The organism is Pelosinus sp. IPA-1 (genome assembly GCF_030269905.1).
Lineage (GTDB): Bacteria > Bacillota > Negativicutes > DSM-13327 > DSM-13327 > Pelosinus.
The window spans coordinates 627239-647480 of the sequence record NZ_BSVC01000002.1 but is presented as its reverse complement, the minus strand read 5'-3'; the positions used below and the strand labels follow the sequence as shown (position 1 = coordinate 647480).

At 37.6% G+C, this 20242-nt stretch carries 20 protein-coding genes and 5 tRNA genes; all 25 read right to left on the bottom strand.

The genetic code is table 11. The features are described from left to right. On the bottom strand, window positions 1-1002 hold a 1002-nt coding region (locus tag QSJ81_RS06815), incomplete at its 3' end, for an acetyl-CoA hydrolase (RefSeq protein ID WP_285716653.1). A gap of 57 nt (window positions 1003-1059) precedes the next feature. Beyond that, entirely contained in the window at window positions 1060-1599 is a 540-nt protein-coding gene (locus tag QSJ81_RS06810; protein WP_285716652.1) for a hypothetical protein, read from the bottom strand. A 126-nt stretch (window positions 1600-1725) separates the two neighbouring features. Next, window positions 1726-3102, bottom strand: coding sequence for an SLC13 family permease (locus tag QSJ81_RS06805; RefSeq protein ID WP_285716651.1), 1377 nt, complete (start codon window positions 3100-3102; stop codon window positions 1726-1728). Window positions 3103-3208: 106 nt separating this feature from the next. Further along, on the bottom strand, window positions 3209-3343 hold the full coding sequence (locus QSJ81_RS06800) for a hypothetical protein (RefSeq protein WP_285716650.1): 135 nt from the start codon (window positions 3341-3343) through the stop codon (window positions 3209-3211). Between the two features lie 19 nt (window positions 3344-3362). Continuing rightward, window positions 3363-4520: a sodium ion-translocating decarboxylase subunit beta gene (locus QSJ81_RS06795; protein WP_285716649.1), complete on the bottom strand. Its 1158-nt coding sequence runs from the start codon at window positions 4518-4520 to the stop codon at window positions 3363-3365. 80 nt (window positions 4521-4600) lie between these two features. Then, window positions 4601-5020, bottom strand: a complete 420-nt coding sequence (locus QSJ81_RS06790) for a biotin/lipoyl-containing protein (RefSeq protein WP_285716648.1) — start codon at window positions 5018-5020, stop codon at window positions 4601-4603. An 18-nt stretch (window positions 5021-5038) separates the two neighbouring features. Continuing rightward, window positions 5039-5317 (bottom strand): hypothetical protein, encoded by a 279-nt coding sequence (locus QSJ81_RS06785; protein WP_285716647.1) that lies wholly within the window; start codon window positions 5315-5317, stop codon window positions 5039-5041. A gap of 23 nt (window positions 5318-5340) precedes the next feature. After that, window positions 5341-6870, bottom strand: coding sequence for a methylmalonyl-CoA decarboxylase subunit alpha (gene mmdA, locus QSJ81_RS06780; RefSeq protein WP_285716646.1), 1530 nt, complete (start codon window positions 6868-6870; stop codon window positions 5341-5343). A gap of 315 nt (window positions 6871-7185) precedes the next feature. Beyond that, a complete protein-coding gene (locus tag QSJ81_RS06775) occupies window positions 7186-7890 on the bottom strand; it encodes a response regulator (RefSeq protein ID WP_285716645.1) in 705 nt (234 codons plus the stop codon). Further along, window positions 7883-9493, bottom strand: coding sequence for a DcuS/MalK family sensor histidine kinase (gene dcuS / locus QSJ81_RS06770; RefSeq protein ID WP_285716644.1), 1611 nt, complete (start codon window positions 9491-9493; stop codon window positions 7883-7885). Before dcuS ends, QSJ81_RS06775 begins: the two co-directional genes overlap by 8 nt. Before the next feature lie 203 nt (window positions 9494-9696). Beyond that, window positions 9697-9891 (bottom strand): hypothetical protein, encoded by a 195-nt coding sequence (locus tag QSJ81_RS06765; RefSeq protein ID WP_285716643.1) that lies wholly within the window; start codon window positions 9889-9891, stop codon window positions 9697-9699. 253 nt (window positions 9892-10144) lie between these two features. Then, window positions 10145-10228: transfer RNA gene (locus tag QSJ81_RS06760), tRNA-Leu, on the bottom strand. Between the two features lie 14 nt (window positions 10229-10242). Continuing rightward, window positions 10243-10318 (bottom strand) — tRNA-Lys (locus QSJ81_RS06755). Window positions 10319-10322: 4 nt separating this feature from the next. Beyond that, window positions 10323-10398 (bottom strand) — tRNA-Gln (locus QSJ81_RS06750). A gap of 23 nt (window positions 10399-10421) precedes the next feature. Further along, a tRNA-His gene (locus QSJ81_RS06745) sits at window positions 10422-10497 on the bottom strand. Window positions 10498-10928: 431 nt separating this feature from the next. Next, window positions 10929-12896: a methyl-accepting chemotaxis protein gene (locus QSJ81_RS06740; RefSeq protein WP_285716642.1), complete on the bottom strand. Its 1968-nt coding sequence runs from the start codon at window positions 12894-12896 to the stop codon at window positions 10929-10931. Window positions 12897-13109: 213 nt separating this feature from the next. Then, window positions 13110-13186: transfer RNA gene (locus tag QSJ81_RS06735), tRNA-Arg, on the bottom strand. Window positions 13187-13281: 95 nt separating this feature from the next. Beyond that, window positions 13282-14217: a cysteine synthase A gene (gene cysK, locus QSJ81_RS06730; protein WP_285716664.1), complete on the bottom strand. Its 936-nt coding sequence runs from the start codon at window positions 14215-14217 to the stop codon at window positions 13282-13284. Between the two features lie 327 nt (window positions 14218-14544). Further along, a complete protein-coding gene (locus QSJ81_RS06725) occupies window positions 14545-15483 on the bottom strand; it encodes an N-acetylmuramoyl-L-alanine amidase (protein WP_285716641.1) in 939 nt (312 codons plus the stop codon). Between the two features lie 158 nt (window positions 15484-15641). Then, a complete protein-coding gene (locus QSJ81_RS06720) occupies window positions 15642-15788 on the bottom strand; it encodes a hypothetical protein (protein ID WP_285716640.1) in 147 nt (48 codons plus the stop codon). Window positions 15789-15857: 69 nt separating this feature from the next. Beyond that, window positions 15858-15980, bottom strand: a complete 123-nt coding sequence (locus tag QSJ81_RS06715) for a hypothetical protein (RefSeq protein ID WP_285716639.1) — start codon at window positions 15978-15980, stop codon at window positions 15858-15860. Between the two features lie 135 nt (window positions 15981-16115). After that, window positions 16116-17048, bottom strand: a complete 933-nt coding sequence (locus tag QSJ81_RS06710) for a hypothetical protein (RefSeq protein ID WP_285716638.1) — start codon at window positions 17046-17048, stop codon at window positions 16116-16118. A gap of 596 nt (window positions 17049-17644) precedes the next feature. After that, window positions 17645-18763 carry an acyl-CoA dehydrogenase family protein gene (locus QSJ81_RS06705; protein WP_285716637.1) on the bottom strand — a complete coding sequence of 373 codons (1119 nt, stop codon included), beginning with the start codon at window positions 18761-18763 and terminating at the stop codon, window positions 17645-17647. 87 nt (window positions 18764-18850) lie between these two features. Next, window positions 18851-19093 carry an acyl carrier protein gene (locus QSJ81_RS06700; RefSeq protein ID WP_285716636.1) on the bottom strand — a complete coding sequence of 81 codons (243 nt, stop codon included), beginning with the start codon at window positions 19091-19093 and terminating at the stop codon, window positions 18851-18853. A gap of 78 nt (window positions 19094-19171) precedes the next feature. Next, window positions 19172-20242, bottom strand: coding sequence for a hypothetical protein (locus QSJ81_RS06695; RefSeq protein ID WP_285716635.1), 1071 nt, complete (start codon window positions 20240-20242; stop codon window positions 19172-19174).

The window sequence follows — 20242 nt, the reverse complement described above, 5'->3', positions numbered from 1 at the left end:
GATTTTGCGATAGGAATCAATATTTTTGTAGAATCTTTCAAGACCTGCAGGTGATGGTGAGAAAGAAGTACCTGAGGCGAACTTTAACTTCCCAGCATCCGCTAAGTCTAGCATTCCATCTTGGATGACTTCGGTATACACTTCTAAATCAGTAAAATCGGATGCAGCAAAACCACTGACAACCGCATTGGCTACCGATCCTACACCGGATTGTAACGGTAAAAGTCCTTTTGGCATACGTCCTGCTTTAATATCAGCTTTCAAAAATTCAATAAAATGAGCACTCATGGCTCTAGCATCGTCGTCAATCGCCGCTAAATCACGAACATCATCACGAATGTCGCAAGGAACAATATAAGTTATCTTGTCCAAACCACATGGAATATATGGAGTTCCTACACGATCATCTGCTTTGACAATGTTAATGGGTTGGCGATGAGGAGGATCAAGAGGAATGTACACATCGTGTATACCTTCAAGAGCCAATGGCTGGGATGTATTGATTTCAACAATAACAATGTCAGCACTTTGCACAAAAGATGCAGAGTTACCCATGGACGTCGTTGGTATGATATGGCCTTCTTCGGTAATCGCACACGCTTCTACAATGGCTACGTCCACTTTACCGCCCAAAAATCCATATCTAGACAATTGTGCTGTTTCGCTTAAATGCAAATCGCAATATTTAACGCCACCGGAATTCAGTGACTTACGGATTTCGTTATTAGTTTGATAAGGTAATCGTTTATTAATCCCATTTACTGCTGCTAATGCGCCATCGAGCTCTTTACCGACTGACGCACCAGTCCAAAGGTTGATTTGAAAATGATCTTTCTTGATTCTTTCAGCTAGAGCCATTGGTACAGCTTTTGGGTAGCCAGATGGTGTAAATCCACTAGTTCCGATATTCATCCCCGGCTTAATAATCGCTGCAGCCTGCTCTGCGGTTACGATTTTGGCATGAAGCGCTTTGTTACGCACACGATCTTTGATATCAATCATTTTAACATTTTCCTCCAAACATTTATAAAATGGGAACTACATAATCTGAGGAATCATTTAGATCCTGCCTAAATCAGCAAGAATCACTCTTTCCTCATTTATTGTCACTTTACCCGGTAGCACTCTATGAAGTTCACCTAAAAATAAATCTCCGGGCTTGAAATAAATTCGGCAATTTTCTTTTTTACCATTTGTAGTAGTAACTGTATATGCAATGGTCCAAACATCACTTGCATCCAGGGCTGAATGGAGCCTATAGGTTCTGCGAAACTTCGTAATTTCTACAAGTTTAGGCTGATATTTATAAATTCCTATTATTGAAGGATAAAATATATCATACCGTTTTTTACCCCAAAGACTGGATTTATTAAAAACCAAACATTTATCATACATCTCGCAAGTATATTTTGCGTTTATGCGATTAAATAACACGACTAAGAAAAGAGCATCGAAGGCAAATTCTAGTGGCTGAAAGATATTCATCGTAACTAGTTTTATAATATTTAAGGTTAATAATACTGCAAAAAATGTGATTCCAACCATCATTATAATTGTATTTTTTCTTGTAGATGTGGATGTTACTCGTAATCTGTTCATTTTAGCATCCCCTCACAGATATTCTTAGATAAAAGGGGGAGAGTTGAAACATTTGTTTCAGCACCCTCCCCCTTTGTAAGTAATAACTTCATTCAGAATGAAACCAGAATGGAGAGCAAGGAGGAATTATAAACCAAGCAATCCGAAAAATACGTAACAAAGAACAGCACCAACCACAGACATGGAGAATCCCCAAATTAACAACTGACGAAATAACTTACCCTTATCTTCCTTCTCATCAGCACAAGCAATACAAATTGCACCGAAAAGCGACAGTGGTGAAGTATCAACCATATGAGAACCAACATTAATGGAGGAAATCATGGATATGGCATTACCACCGCCCAGTTGATCAATTAAACCTGGCACTAGCGGCAAGAACATTGGCATTACCACTCCGGAAGAACTTGAATAGGCTGAAATAATACCGGTTACCAAAGCCAATACACCGTTGACACTAACTGGATTTGATATGGCAGCAATGATACCTACGAGAGCATTTAATCCACCAGCCTTGTCCATAACATCAATTAAAATTCCCATACCGCCTACCATGATGATAACAGACCAAGGAATTGATTTAACAGCAGCTTGACTGTCTCCAGCGTTGGCAATCAAAAGAACCGTAGAAAGCAAGAAGGCGACAGCTCCTACATTTGTTGCTTTACCAGTACCAATAAGATTCATTATCGTTGGGCTAAATAAGCTTTTGGTCACTGCTAAACTTGGTAGAATAACTAAAAGGATTAATATCCCTACACAACCAAGAGTCATCCATTGGCTTCTGTTAAAAGGCTCTGGTTTTGGCGCAATGTCATCAATACTTAAAGTAGAATGACGTTGTCTTCTTATCCACGCCCAACCGCCAAGTGCCATAAAACCACCAACGTTGCCAACAACTTGAGCAATTTCAGAATTTAAATGAATTTTCCAAGCTAACATATTTAGGTCACCCAAATGTTGTCCCATTGCGTCTAATTGGGGTACCATTTTGACTAGAAAAGAGTTGGCAATAATACCAGTAGGAGCAATCGGCGAGAAGGCTGCACCATTTGCCGCTCCTACAACAAGGAGGGTCATTAAAAAGGCGTTCATGCCTATGCGACTAGCAATGGACATAACTACAGGTGCCATCAGCGTTACTGTCGCAATGTTACCAGGACCAATGGTCGTTATAATTGTAATTAACATGAAAATAATTAGGGGAATCAATGCCGTATTACCTTTTGCCAACCGTATGGCATTGGCAGTTAATTTTTCCATAGTCCCATTGGTTGTGGCAATACCAAATAGGAATGTTACACCCGTTAATACCATGAATAAGTCAAGCGGCCATGCTTGCATAACCTTAACAGCGGAAAGATCTGCAAAAATAGCACCAATACCAATACCAAAAGCGATAGCAACGATGCCGACATTTAAATCTTCATTATACATGGATATACCAACAACAATGATAACGCCAATTAATGAAGCAATGGCTGCGGTAGACATTTCAAACATAGAAGTAATCCTCCTTGTATCATTATTTTCCTTTTTTAAAAAACCGATCCTAAATGGTCTTTAGATTTAACTCATAATGACTGCCGCTCAATTTTCACTTCAATATTTAGTCTTCATCCTCACCCGCTGGAAAAGCCTTATGCAATAATGTAGTTGCCAACATAAAGACACCAATAACAACAAACATTGTTGGTAGCGCAATCCCCATCATAGTGACCGCTTTTAAAAATGCTCCATCCATTAGAATAACACCTCACTTTTTATTTGGTTAACGCAGGTATTAGTGCTAGTACTAAGCCACCAGCTACAACTGATGCTACCTGCCCAGCCACATTAACCCCAATTGCATGCTGGATGATAAAGTTGGTTGGATCTTCTTTTAATGCCATTTTAGCAATAACCCGACCTGACATTGGGAAAGCGGAAATACCACACGCACCAATCATAGGGTTAATTTTCTCTTTGCTAAATAGGTTTAATAATTTTGCAAATAATACTCCACCTGCAGTATCGAAGACGAAGGCAACTGCACCAAGCCCCATAATCATTGCTACCTGTACAGTTAAGAAGTTGTCACCGGACATAGTACCCCCGATAGTAATACCTAAGAGTAAGGTTACCAAATTTGCTAGCTCATTTTGCGCGGCATTGGAAAGATTGTCGACCACGCCTGAAACCTTAATAATATTCCCAAACATCAAACTACCAATTAGTGCAACGGATATAGGAGCTACGATACCTGCAATGAGCGTAATCATAACAGGGAATAAAAACTTAGTCGTTTGCGAAACCGGATCTTCATCCGAATAGCCCATTTTAATCTTGCGTTCCGCTTCCGTTGTTAAAGCCTTGATAACAGGCGGCTGAATAACGGGAACTAATGACATATAAGAATAGGCTGCAACTGATAATGGCCCTAGCAATTCTTGAGCAAAACGGCTAGCAACATAAATTGTTGTAGGACCATCAGCAGCACCTATAATACCGATCGAAGCTGCATGCTCAAAAGAAAATCCCATTAAAGTTGCAAAAATAGCTGTAGCAAAAATTCCTACTTGAGCTGCAGCAGCAAACAGCATTACGATAGGTCGTCTAATTAGCGGTGTAAAATCACACATGGCACCAATAGCGACAAATATCAGTACAGGGAACAATTCATTGGCAATGCCCCCCTTGTATAAGACCCATAGAAATCCTTCTTCTCCCACCACCTGTGAAATAGCTGACGAATGTGGAATATTGGCCAATAGAGCACCAAAGCCAATCGGTAAAAGTAAGGCAGGTTCATAGTCGCGCTTTACAGCAAGATAAATAAGCAAAGCACTAATGCCCCACATAACCACATGCTTCCATGTCAAGCCAATAAATCCCATAAGCAGTTCATCTAACCAAGGATACTGTAATAATAAAGACTCCATTGCTATTCCTCCTTATATCGTGTATAAAAAATTCCAAGTCTGATGCACTATTGTAAATGTTGTGCATCAAATTTCTTGATCTAGTTACCTATAATTATTAAGACTTGTCCAGGTTTAACATTATCATCATTGTTTGTATTCACTGACTTTACAGTACCAGCTACTGGTGAAGCAATTTCATTCTGCATCTTCATGGCTTCAAGAATTATAAGTACATCGCCCTTTTTAACTTTATCTCCGACTTTAACATTTACTTTACTTACTTTACCAGGCATTGGAGCTGGAATGGTTGTATCACCAGCAGCGGCAGCAACCTGTACAGGCGCTGCTTTAGGAGCAGCAGGAGTAGGAGCAGGAGCAGCGGTTACTGCAGGGGTAGCTGCTGCCGTAGTAGTAGCGGCTGCTGCAGAAAAAGCTGTAGCTCCGGTTCCACCTGTTTTTTCAACTTCCACCAAATAAGAAACTCCGTTGATACTAATTGTAAGATCCATTTTATTCATGTTCTAAATACCTCCTATTTAAGATTGGGGAAAACTACGAGCATCCATTAACTTTTGACGGCCCGTTGCGGCCCATGCATTACTTATGCGATTAATTTTAAAAGAAATACCTGGATTTTCTGCAGTAAACATGACATACGCTGCAGCAGCGATTACAGCTACAATTTCGGGACTTATCGCATCAGATGATAACTGTTGTGCTTCTTCTGTTTTAGTGCTAGCTATTTCTTGTGAGGTATCTTTTTCCTTTTTACGTTTTGATTTATCCTCACCAAACAAGAATGAAAACATCCCCATCTTTGCACCTCCTTTTATACCAATTACAAGGGTATGTTCCCATGTTTTTTAGCTGGGCGCGTTTCACGTTTTGATTCAAGCATACTTAAAGATGTAATAATATAGGGTCTGGTTTGTTGAGGTTCAATAATAATGTCAACAAAACCACGTTCAGCTGCTTTATAAGGGGTGGCAAACTCTTCTATATATTTTTCCGTTTTTGCTGCAACCTCAGCATCACCTCGGAAAATAATGTTTGCTGCACCAGCAGGACCCATTACTGCAATTTCGGCACTAGGCCACGCCAATACTTGATCGGCACCCAGATCCTGAGAACACATTGCTAAATATGAACCGCCATAGGCTTTACGTAAGATCACTGTAATTTTGGGTACAGTTGCCTCTGAATAGGCGTAAAGCATTTTTGCACCATGTCTTATAATCCCATTAAATTCTTGGTCTGTACCAGGAAGGAAACCGGGGACATCCACTAAGTTTACAAGAGGAATATTAAAAGCATCGCAGAACCGAATAAATCTAGCAGACTTATCCGATGAGTTGACATCAAGACAACCTGCCATTACTTTCGGCTGGTTAGCAATAATCCCAACTGTCTTACCTTCAAAACGCGCAAAGCATGTGATAATATTCTGTGCATAATGTTCATGAACTTCACAAAATTGCCCATTATCAACAATGGATTGTATCACATCTTTCATATCATAAGGTTGGTTTGGATTATCTGGAATAACTGAGACCAAACTGTCTTCCATACGGTTGGAATCATCGGTCGTTTGTATTAGAGGAACATTATCAAGATTATTAGCAGGTAAAAAGCTTAGGAGATTTCTAATCTGATTAAGGCAGTCCTCTTCATTTTCTGCAGCAAAATGTGATACCCCAGAAATACTGTTATGAGCCATAGCCCCGCCAAGTTCCTCAGCTGTAACCTCTTCACCTGTTACCGACTTAATTACTTGTGGTCCAGTAATAAACATCTGTGACGTATTTTTTACCATGAAAATGAAATCCGTCAGCGCAGGAGAATAAACCGCACCGCCAGCACACGGTCCCATAATAACTGAAATCTGAGGGATGACTCCAGATGCTAAGGTATTCTCATAGAAGATTTTTCCATATCCTGAAAGCGCATCTACTGCCTCTTGAATGCGTGCACCGCCAGAGTCATTAATGCCGATAATAGGAGCACCCATTTTTACAGCAAGTCTCTGTACTTTGACTATTTTAGCAGCATGCATTTCCCCCAAGGAACCACCGACTACAGTAAAATCTTGTGCAAATACATACACTAAGCGACCTTCAATCGTACCATAGCCTGTTACCACACCTTCGCCCGGAGCTTCTTGCTTCTCCATACCGAAGTTAGTACAACGGTGAGTTACAAATCGGTCAAGCTCCACAAATGTATTTGAATCTAATAACTTTTCAATACGCTCACGAGCAGTCATCTTACCTGCGGCATGTTGTTTTTCAATACGTTTAGCACCGCCACCTGCCATGATTTTGTCACTGTACTTTTGCATTTCTTGGATTTTCTCAAGTGTTGTAGACAAATATTCCACCTCCAGCTGATTTTAACTTAATACAATATGCCGTCCAATTTACCAGCTATCCTCCCCTCAGGTAATTGAATTTTTTGTATTTTCTTGTCTATTTAAAAATACACAATTTACAGAATATTTGCTAGTTTATGTAACTTCTAAAACAACTCTGTAATTAAAGTTAATAAAGTAAGTAAAGTAAATCACAAATAAATAAACCGACCTTACGGTCGGTTTATAATATATAAAGAAGATTTAACATCATCGAAATATTTTATTACGTTACAAAAAAGTAAAAACAAACAATAAATCCGAACGTTGCAAAAACTATAAATACCGTTTTATATGATTATTCACTGAATTTACACATCGATATTTATAAACAGGTCTCCCTACAGTTCCATAGATGAGTTCTAGCTTCAAAGAACCTATCTGCCTTAGAAACTCCAAATATTTACGCATAGAGACTCGTGATATTCCAATATACTTAGCCATTTCCTCTGTTGAAAAAAGACTTCGATCTAACTCTTTTATTTGTTCCCATGTTACATTCAGGGTATTCCTGTCAATCCCTTTCGGCAATTGCATGGACAAAGGTTGTTCCTTATATAGTACACATTGATCCAATTCTACCTGACTTAATCGATCCTGATCCTCCATTAAGTTTGCAAGACCTTTATAAGCAAGTAATGCTGAATTTAGTCTCTCAAATTCGAAAGGCTTAATGATATAATCTACAGCTCCAAATTGCAAAGCTTTTTTTATACTATGTCTATCACAGGCAGCCGTAATAACAATAACATCAACGCCTTTACCTACTTGCCTAAGTTGAATTAATAAGTCCAAACCATTCATACCTGGCATAAAAATATCTAATAAAATTAAGTCGACATCAACCTTATTCAAAATCTCAAGTGCTTCATTAGCTGAATGAACAATCGCTTCAATTTTAAATCCTTCCACTAATTCTACATAGCGACGATTAAATTCTGCTACCATCGGATCATCATCTACAATCAAAACTTTAATCAAAATATCCCTCCTTACTCCAATAGGGTAATATTACTCTAAATAATGCACCATGGCCTACCTCTGAGATGACAGTGATTTGCCCACCAAGTCGTTCTAAACTCCTCTGAATTAAATACAACCCTAACCCACGATTAGTCCCCTTTGTCGAATATCCTTGTGCAAAAATTTTATTTTTTACTCCCTCATCAATTCCTGAACCAGTATCACTCACCTCAATTGTCAAAATATCGTTATCCCATGAAAAATCAATATTTATACACTTACATATTGATGTTTCTACTGCATCCAAAGAATTATTTATCAAGTTTCCAATTATTGTGATCAATTCATGAACTACCTCTGGTTCAGCTGGTTCAGGTAAAAAACTATCTTCGGACACTGCCATTGTTATACCAGCTTCTCTAGCTAAGCTAATTTTTCCAATAATAAAACCCGCCAATACAGGATCTTTAATTTTTTTAACTAAAGAACCAACTTCAGCCTGATATCTACTAGCAATTTGATTTACATAATTATTTAATCGATCATAGTCTCCCAAACGAACCATCCCAAGAATAACATGCAATTTATTCATAAATTCATGGGTCTGTGCCCGTAGAGCCTCTGCATAAATACTAACGCCCGTGAGCCTTTCCGCCATCTGTCTCATTTCCGTTTTATCACGAAAAGTGGCAATAACTCCAACAATTTCACCATCTACAATTATAGGAACACGATTAGCTAGAATTGTAATCCCATTAAGATCCTGCTCTTGATCTAATTCAGCTTCTCCCGTCTCTAAAACCTTCTGCAAACGTGTATTTGGTACATACTCATCGACCTTCTGCCCAATGGGATTATCACTAATACCTGCTTGTTGAAAAAGCTTAATCGCTGCCTCATTGACAATGGTCATACGTGAATCTTTATCAACTGCCAAAATACCTTCCCTTACTGATTGCAGCATGGCGCTGCGTTCTTCAAATATTTTGGCGATGGCAAAAGGTTCTAAGCCAAATAAAATTTTCTTTATTCTGCGGGCTAATACTAAGGACCCTAGCACACCTACTAGCATCCCAACTCCAACACCACCATAGATTCCTGATCGACTATCATCTACTGAGGCTTGTATACTTTCCATCATAACTCCGACAAGTACAGCTCCAACCTGCTTGCCATCAGGCGCAAAAATCGGTGAAAAAGCACGCAAAGAAACTCCTAGTGACCCTTTGTTTACAGACGTAGTTTCTTGTCCTTCAAAAACAAGATTGGCATCCTCTTCTTCATAGTATTCTCCTATTTTTTCAGGATTAGGATGTGATTTTCGAATTCGATTTATGTCCATCACTGTAATAAATCGAACTTCGCTTACGCTCAAAACTTTCTCGGTAAATACCTGAATCTCACTTTCATCTCTATTGCCAGTTAACGCTTCCATTATTAAAGGAGTATTGGCAACAATACGTGCAATTTCGATTGCTTCCTCTGACGAATTGATACGAGCATTTTCCGCAATCCTCTCATTAATAATAATATCGGTTACTAATAATGCCAAGGCAACAACAATACAAGCGAATACTGCAATTGTTGTCTGTAAACTAAATAAAGGCTTCTGTTTTTTCATAGCATTTTCGTCCTTCCCACAGCTACATCACAATTTACTTCGACGTATTTTGGTAATTCCCTACAAAATTCTTAGTTTTGTTCGAAATTTTCACATTTTTATATAAAATTAAACCCTGTTTGAGAAAGATGAGAAAGTCTTATTTTTCCATCCTCCCCAAGCAGGGTTCAATTTAATTCATTATGTAAAATATAAAGGAATTATTACTTAATTAGCCATCGTATTAGCTTACTTAACTTCCCTGTATTTAAACCTTCAGATAGATCTAGGATTATTTTTGTATTAGGCTCTACTTGATTTATCTGAAAACCAAGTAACTCCTTTGCTCTTTTTTCGGCTCGCTGCCCTTTTTGCCAAATTAGTTCACTCCAACAATTTCTAGCAAAATGCTCTCCCATTATCCCACTCCCTTTTAAATTTGAGTAAATTTATATTTCTGAACAATGTAAGAGTCTTCAGTGCACAAAAACTCTCCTGCTCCCTGTATTATATTCAGTTAAGAACCAAATGTTTGGCTTGCGGTAAAAATTCATAGAAAACCAAAATGTATTTTTCTTTCCTCTTAACAAAAAATAAAAGCCTTATTTTACATAAGGCCGTAGGAAAAATAAAAAGACCTCAGGATAATCCCTGAAAGCCTTGAACTTTTGATGGTGCGGGAGAGGAGACTTGAACTCCTACACCTTGCGGCGCCAGATCCTAAGTCTGGTGCGTCTGCCATTCCGCCACTCCCGCATAATTAAGTTAAATGGTGGCTCACCCGCGGCTCGAACGCGGGACACCCTGATTAAAAGTCAGGTGCTCTACCAACTGAGCTAGTGAACCATAATGGCAGGGGTAGCTGGACTCGAACCAACGGATGCGGGAGTCAAAGTCCCGTGCCTTACCAACTTGGCTATACCCCTACGTGCTTTTGCTAGATATTCAATGGGGTGGCTGAAGGGGATCGAACCCTCGAATAACGGAACCACAATCCGCCGTGTTAACCGCTTCACCACAGCCACCATATTTTATCTTTAAATGTTTTTCAACATTCCCTAGCGACAAGATTTATTTTACCACGTTATCGTTGTTATGTCAAGCACTTTTTTCAACTTTTTTTTAAGTTGTTTTTGCTTTGACATGTTGTTTTTGCTAACTCGCAACAGCAACTTTATTAATATAACAGACTTCTTATAATATAACAACCGCGATTATCATAATTTATGTCATTATAACTCTTTTAATATCGTTATTTCTTGTAAATACTCACTTTCTCACCAAATGGATGAATGTTTTCGAAGAAGTATCAATATCTTAATAGTCACTTATTTTATTGGAAAGTTATAAAGAAAGCTTCAAAAAGAAAAACCACAAAAACACCAGAGCTCTCTAGAGCGCTTTTATCAGCGCGCTAGCGCAATGTGTGTTCTTGTGGTCAAAGCGTTACAAGATTTTAAACTTTAAATTTATGCACAACTTCTTGTAACTCGCTGGCCATAGTTGCTAAACCAGAAACAGCTGTTACAATTTCATGCACTGAAGCGTTTTGCTCTTCACTGGCTGCCGCTACTTCTTGAGAACTAGCTGCATTCGTTCTAGATGCATCCGCAATACCATTAATCGACTGACCAACCTGTCCACTTCCACTTAGTTGATTATCCATTAATACAAGAATTTTTTCTACTCGTTTTCGCATTTCTTTAACATCTACATAAATTTCTTCAAAGGCAACCTTAGATGCTGAAACTACCTTAACACCTTCTACTACCTCGTGGCTTCCCTTATCCATCGCTTCTACCGCTTGAATTGTTTCACTTTGAATAGCGCCAATAATTTCAGCGATTTCCTTAGCTGCTTCTTGAGATTGTTCTGCTAGTTTACGCACCTCATCTGCTACAACTGCAAAACCACGCCCCTGTTCACCAGCTCTTGCTGCCTCAATCGCAGCATTTAACGCCAATAGATTGGTTTGGCCTGCAATATTGGTAATAACCTCAACAATTTGGCCAATTTGTCGCGATTTTTCGCCAAGCGCATTTATTTTTTGAGCCGCGTTACCTACATCCTCCTGAATGCTGCTCATTAGCATAACAGCATGACTAACTTGTTTTAAGCCATGTTCAGCAGATTGTTCACTGCGTTCAGAGGCCCCTGAAACGTCACAGGCAGCTTCTACAGCATCAGCAATACCATTTTGCATTTCCATCATGATGGCGGCTGACTCATCCGATAACGTTACTTGGTTTGTAGCACTTTGCGCTACATCCTGAATGGTAGTTGCTACTTCTTCGGAAGCACGTCCTACTTCGGTGGCTGATGCTGTCAATTCCTCAGCCGAAGCCGCTACTGACTCAGAAACTGATGAAGCATGACTGATCATCTCCCGCAAGGCAGACGTCATATGATTTACGCCCCGAACCAATTGGTTTACTTCTAGAGCCCCTTCGGCAACAAGTGCCTGGGATAAGTCTCCCTTAGCTACTAATTGAACCGAATCAACTACCTTTTGTAGTGGAGAAACAATGCTACGAGCTATGTAAAACGCCGTTACTGCTGCAAGCAATATAGATATAAGTAAAATTGCCATAAGGATATATGATGCAGATACAGCTACGTTATGAACATCTTTAAGTGGTTCATTTACAATAACTCCCCACTTATATTTATTCACCGGGGAAAAGGTACTAATTGTTGTGTCACCACGACTTGACACAGCATCAATAGAGCCAGTTTGCCCACCTATTACTTTTTTTACATATTCTAATTCAGCAAAACTTTCTTTCTTTAAGACTTTCTCATGATCCGGATACGCTATGACCACACCATTATGATCAACGATTTCAACATAACCATTCTTTCCCACCTTAACATTCTCAGCAATCGACCATAAAGCCTGCAAGCCAATGTCAGCAGCAAAAACACCAATACTTTTCCCTGCAGCATCTTTGATTGGTACAGAAATTGTTACACTAGGCGCATTGGTAAAAGATGATATGTAAACATCTGTGAAAAATGTACTGCCCTTCATGGCTTCAACAAAATAAGGCCTATCGCCACGATTTGCTAATGTACCTGCAGTCCGCGCAATCTGCATGCCACTCTTATCCATTACGTAGATAAGCTCAAACTGAGGGTTTTTTTGTTGAAAATTTACGATCATGTCACGGATAACCGCACCATCCAGAGAACGTGCCGCTGGACTGGCTGCCAACCCTTCCGTCATTCCTTTTGAATCATCTAGCATAATTTCAATTTGCTTTGCAATCTGGACACTGGTGTTACTATTACTTTGTATTACTGAATTTTTAGTCGATGTAACATTCATATAGATACTGATTGCTCCGCCAACCGCGGCAGGAATAACTGCAAATAAAATAAAGAATATAACTAATTGTGTTTTTAAGCTCCGTTGTCTTAACATAAAACTCCTCCTTACTACATAAAACTATTTTCTTCGAGTTCTTTTTGTCCTCCTATATTATTCTAATTATTTTTACAATTTCCTTCCCGTAACTATCGTAAAAAAGCGTATAAACTTAGAAAATATATATATTTTTTAAACTCACTATATCATTTAACATTACATATAAAAAAAACGCTTGAAGAATTCTTCAAGCGTTCTAATGACCTAATATGGTGACCCCGGCAGGATTCGAACCTGCGACCTCTTGATTCGTAGTCAAGCGCTCTATCCAGCTGGGCTACGGAGTCGATTTTTGTTTGCCTTACTTGAATAAGTATACTTGTTTTAATTAATAATGTCAACTGTTATTTAAAATGTTTTTGAAGTATCTTGTCAGATTCAATTACTCTTCCTGAAATAAAGGAGTAGATAAATATCTTTCTCCGGTGTCAGGTAGGAGTACAACAATACTTTTCCCCTTATTCTCAGGGCGCAAGGCTAATTGAGTCGCAGCAAAAAGCGCCGCACCAGAGGATATTCCTACCAACAACCCTTCCACTTTAGCTAAGTCTCTAGCAGTTTTGAAAGCGTCTTGATTTTCTACCTTGATAATTTCATCAACCACTGCGGGATTGAATATGTCTGGCACGAAACCTGCACCAATGCCTTGTATTTTATGTGGACCTGGCTTTCCTCCAGATAATACAGGCGAATCACTTGGTTCAACGGCTACAATTTTAACCGCTGGATTCTTTTCTTTCAATACCTGACCTACACCTGTTATAGTACCACCTGTGCCTACACCAGCAACAAAAATGTCTACGTGTCCTTCTGTATCTTGCCAAATTTCTTGTGCCGTCGTCTTACGATGAATTGCAGGGTTCGCTAAATTCTTAAATTGTTGAGGCATGTAGGAATTAGGAAATTCCTCTAGTAACTCTTCCGCCTTAGCAATAGCCCCCTTCATGCCCTGAGTACCTGGAGTCAAGACTATTTCAGCCCCTAACGCCTTCAATAAATTCCTTCTCTCAATACTCATCGTATCTGGCATAGTCAAAATTAGCTTATAACCTTTTGCTGTAGCGGCGAAAGCCAAGCCAATTCCTGTATTACCACTAGTAGGCTCAACAATGACAGTCCCTTCACGAATTAGCCCTTTTTCCTCTCCATCTACAATCATGGCATAGCCTACCCTATCTTTTACACTGCCCATGGGATTAAAATATTCTAGTTTAGCAATTACCTTTGCATTTAAATTCTTAGTTCCGTTATAATTACTAAGTTCTAGCAAGGGCGTGTTACCAATTAAATCTGTCAAACTCTTAGCAATTTTCATTATTACCACTCCTTATCTTTCAAAAAAACTATACTTTTTTATTATTTCCTATTTTGTTTGTAGAATCCTGCCTACAGTAAAAAATTGACCTAGTGAAATGAATCTTTTGCCAGTTTGGCTCTCAATGATAATGTTAACCGGAAAGGCTCTAAACAAAAAAGCTTCCAACTCAGTTTTTACTGGAGGGAAGCCTTTATTTTTAATTTAAGAACACAGTACGACTCCATCGGTTTTCGTTTCCTTATCGATATATTGGGTAAGGATTATATCTTTTAATACATAGGCAGCACTAAATAATTCACTCCGAAACATATACTGGTTCGGTATTAGTTAGAATATGCCAACCCCTTGTTGTTGATACCAGATTGCTTTTCCTCGCAAAACATTACCGCCTTCTCCTTTAGGAACACCTGGCATAAACCACAAGTCCCAGCGTTCCCAACTAAAGCCAGGTCCATATTTCCCATCGGGATATCCGTTAACTTCATAATCTGGATTAAGGCCATCCATATTATTAGCAGCCTCTGCATGTGTCATTACCCGGTAAATATCAATTGTCAAATCCAATGCTTTGCATAATACAGCGATTACTTGACTCATTGCTTCAATCTGCATTTCTGTAGGAGGCTGATATCCAAGGCTTTCTGTTGTGGCATTGTAACAGCAAGCTAGCGATATACCAATTGCACCTGTATTACGTTTATATGTATGAGACTTAATTGTATGTAAATTACCACTACTTACATAAATACTACCATCCTTATCAATATTGATATGATACTCATCAAAAAATTGTCCATAACGCCCGGCTGACCAATGAAGATATAACTTTACATCTCGCCCCACGCTTTGCGCTGCAGACCATAGTTCGCTTTTGCTCTGTAAAGCCAGCTGATTAAGTTCTAGCAGAGTTACTTTCCTCATCGCATTCCTATCCTCATGCAAATCGAGAGTTTCTGTTGATTGCTGCATTTTACGAATTGCGGCAACCTCCGAATCAATAATCCAGCCAATTAGCCCCGTTGGAATTAAAATCTTTTGCCAACCTAAAATTTCATTAATTTGTTGTATAGCTCGAGACCGTTTCTCTTCATTTTCCATTTGATCAGCAAATTCATCTAGTAGTAAAATTATACCCCGGATAGCAAGTTTTAGTCTACTGTCCTGCATTTTTGCAAATATCACGAAAAGTGTCATTGCTAATACATTGACCGACAAAAGTGCCCCTACAGCCCAGATAATAATTTGCAACTCGTTGGAAATCCCCATATTTAACGCCCTCCTTTTTCTTGGTTTCAGTCCAAGCAATCGCCCTTCCATGTATGCTATGTTTCAAGCTTCTTAATTGTGAATCGACTTCTTGATTACTTATTACCAGGAAATAATATAGTAAGGACAAAAAAACCGCCATCTGGGCGGTTTTTGCGTTAATCAATTTCTTCAATTGATATTTTAACTGTGCTCCCATCTAAAAAGTACTCATCTAACATACTCCATAGATCACGATCGCCTAACATCAATTTTGGCATTTCTGCATCCATGTCTAGTTTTCCTACTAAAACAATTCGGTTCAATCTATCGCCCCCAAAATGTCTTTTAATCCTAAATAATAGTAAAAGGTGGCTTTCGCCACCTTCGTTATTTTAACAATCTTTTTGTCTTTTTTGTTCTTCTTTTCTTCTATTTTCATTGTTAGCAATTTCTTTTGCAAACTCGAGGTTTTTGTTTTCTTTACGTTGTTCTTCTTGTTTACATTCTTTTCTCATATTTATCACCTCCCCAATACTAATATGTCCATAATTAATATTGAAAAGTAGTGGAAATTAAACCCTGAGAATTATTTCCACTATCGATTATTAAATTACAGTACCGGCTGGTTATCAAAAAGGAAAATCCCGTGTTCAATTAGTCATTTTCTTTTCTTCCAAGCAAGTCGCTCGAACTAATCCCTGTTTAAAATGATGCCTCATTCTCCTTATAACGAAATCTAAACTAACTCTTTGTCTTGTTACAACAAAAAACACCATTGTTTCACCAATAGCCCAAGTAAAGGCATATGCTAATGCCGCTTTTACCACTAAGGCTGATTGATATGGAATTGATCTTAGAATAAGAGTAGCAATTTCTTTTGAAGCCTTTGCTAAACTAAATAATAAAATAATATCTAACACATGTTTTAATTGTATTTTTTCACCCATCAGACCTATAATTTCAAACATTAGCTTGATCTCATTAACGGTAAGAACAATGAAATCCGCAAATATTTCTAAAGGTGCAACAATCATTTTATGAGGAGCAGGCAAGAAGCTGGGTAATGCAGAGATAAAGACCCAAGCCGCATTTTGAGTAGCCGTCTCTTGAATTTCAATTTTAGCATGCTCAGGACGAAAAACAGGAAAATTATGTGATAAGGTAAATCTTATCCTTTCATGATTAGCTAATATCTGAGCTGCCAAGCCAGCGTCGTTGATATCGAAAATATAAACTTCTAAATGATGTTCCTTTACCGCATCGGCTAGACACGGCTCAACAATACAAAAATTTGAAGCTTTTATCAAATTTCCATTGATCTCCGCTCCTACCAAAGTGGGAACAAGTAGGAGTCGCTTCATTACCTCTTTTTTATTGTATACCTTATAATTACCATCTATCGGTAATTCCAAGGAGGTATAAGGGAAACTAATTAACCATTTTATCATTTCCTCAATCATTTCCGAAGAACCTATTAGTCCAATTTGAAGATTCTGCTGACATGCTCGATTTATTTTATGCATATTTATCCCGCTTAATTCATCCCATAATTTCTTAATAATGAAAGTCTCTTCGCCAGCCATTTTAATATCCCCCCCTTCTGATAGGATCTCTATTTTAGCATTTCCTATCCACCATAATAGATAGTGATTTTTGGAAGATTTATATCTATCTATTATGGCGGGAATGGAAGATGGATAAAATATGGAGCAACTTACAGAAAAGCCAAGATACAGGGTTGCCTACCTCCCCTCCACTTTGTCTAATGCTTTTGTTGTGTCACAAATGCCATAACCGCGTTAGCGGTAATTATTCGCTGTAATTTGATGTAATTCTATTGATTAGCATTGACTACTATACACACAAACAAAAGAAGTACCACCAAACTATTCTTTATTGAAAAACAAGAAAAGCCCTCAAGGTTAATTGAATTCCCCTTGAAGGCTTGAATTTATTGATATTTACTGTGCCTGGAGCGATTCGAACACCCGACCCACGCCTTAGAAGTTATAATGCAGGGTTATTAGAATTTTAGGACAGTAATACCGTTACTTTCGAATATTATGAGGTAGCAACAATACTAATCCCATTATTTAGCATATTAATTAACAATGATCATGAAGAAGAGTTCGATTTTCGGGGATCCCGTGTAAAAGCAATCCTTTCAAACAATATATCTCTACCAAACTATTCTACCCTTTCCGATCTTAGTATTATTAAATAATGCGTTTCGTAAAACGTTATTAGACCCACCACCACTTGACAGCGGTGCAATATCCGAATATAAAGTTCCTAAAATAACATCCTGCAAATATCCATTTGCCCCTTCTAATTGCATAAGGTCCTGCAAGATTTGTCTTCCTGTTTCCGTTGAATTGATTTTTGATATTAGAACTTCCTTTATACACGACTTACCTTCAACTAATAACTTAGCAGTATTGGTAATATAATTTTTAATCAATTGATATTCTTGATATTTATTAACCATACTGTGCTGTATTAATTGATAATTCATTAGTGACATCTCATCATGCTTCCTATCGCACAAGTATTCCACTGTACTTTTTATTCCTAGCTTCATCGCTATCTGACAATATAAGGAAATATCCATTCTCTCATGATTTAACAACCGTGGCATCATAAGATAACCATTCCCTACTGATCCTAGAATGTATTTACTGTCCAACCCTACGTTATTAAAATCTATTTGAGAAATGCCTGCATGGTTATTCCCATGGATATTCAGGCCTTTTGTTATAACCCCATGTGTTTCTTTAGGTATAAGGAAAAAAGTAATGTTAACTTTTTCATCAATAGCGGTATTAGCTGCTACTATAAAAAAATCAGCAAACTCTCCATTCGTTATAAATTTTTTGGTACCATTAATTTGCCATACTCCATCAACATTTCTGCCAACAGTTTTTAGATTTGAATAATCTGAACCAAATTCCGGCTCAGTAAGACAAAATGCTCCTTTTAGAATACCCTTAGTAACCCCATCAATAATGTTAAATTGATAGTCATTGCTTGAAAGTTTCTCCAAGCAATGAATTACCCACCCCTGCGTGAGAAAAGTTAATACTAATCCGCTTATTGATAATGCAGTAAGTTCTTCCAAAACTGCGCAATGTAAATCTAATATATCAGAGGATTTGTTCTTAACCGCCTTATGGAGTAAACCAAAAAGCTCCATCTCTCCTAACTTAGGCCATAAATTAATGAAAGGACTATCTTTCTCAACATTAACCTTCCTAATGTTAGTTATTACTTTACTTATCTCTGAATTATCAATGATCATTTTACAAAAACTCCTTCCCTAACACTGGGGCTTTTCTTTAACTCTTTATATTTCTAAAAGTCTACGCATTTTAAGTTTAGTTGTTTTCTAACATTTCTCTCTAATTAATTTTACTAATGAATTCAGAGAATTGAAATTTGCAGGTATCAATTCATTATCATTTATTGATATCTTAAATGTATCTTCTAAAAACATAACTAATTCCAATATCCCTGTAGAATCTATGATTCCTTCATCCAAAAGTCTAGTATTATCATGTAGCTTTATCTCAGGTTCATTTACCCAAAATTTCTCAACAATAAAATCCTTTATTATATTTTTAGTTTCCATAAATGCCATCTCCTCTATTTTTTTATTTCGCATTTTATCTGTACTTCTCAGCTCATTAAGCAATGCTTTTATGTTATCCTACCCAATTGCGTATCCAACTGTATTACTGTTTTTTATGTGTTTCTTTATCATGTTTTCAATATAACTGCCACTTCTAGGAATATCCCAATCCTCACCATTAAAAAGCCAATTATTTCGTATATTACATTCTCTAAGGCAACCCCTTATTCTACCAAAGGCAATGATATAGTTTTTTTCAGCATCTTTAATAACACCTCCTGTAATGTTTTGCATAAAGACATCCAGTTGATTACCGACTAATGTCTTAAGAGTAAAAAACGAGCTATTTTTACTTTCAAGAAAGCTTATGATATTTAATAAAATCCTATTGAAGTTCGTATCATCAATATCTATATCAATATGGATATCCGTTATCTCAGAACCTCGTACATCATCTTTTTCAATTTCCTTATATACAAAATATCCAGCAGGAACATTCTGTAACATAATCATGCAAAATTGATGCCTGTCTGGAATTTCCAGATATCTCCATGTCAGATATTTCTGATCTTTTGCATATTTTAAATATCCTTCATTTGATTTCCCTAAAATTTCGTGTAGTGTTACAGGAATATTTATGCACTCGAAAATGTCAACTTGAGAATCATCATCACTGATAAGTTCCTTAATAGATTTACAGGATGTGACGAACCAATTATTAATTTCATAGGATTCATAATTATTAAACAATAATCTCAAAGCAAGATATGCTTGCCTATTTATTGGAGAAAAGAAATAACCATCGTAATTTTCTTTACCTTCATCCATGAATTGGTTGATACTAGCCGAATAATAACCGTTTTCTCTAAATACAGGATTGATAATAAAATCGCTGAACTCTACAATTTTATATGTCGCACCGCAGTAATTAATGTTTTTCGCTTGGACACCAAAATATCCGATATTGTTATTTAATTCACTATTAATAACGTATGCCTTGCAGTCTTTCCTATTAAGGTATTTATAACTATACATTTCCACTGAGTGTGAGCGTAAACACCAGCTATCCTGTCCCCAGAATTCTCCCCATAAACGAGCCCAATCTAATATATTTTTTTTATCAAGTTCTCTTATTACTACTTTATTCAT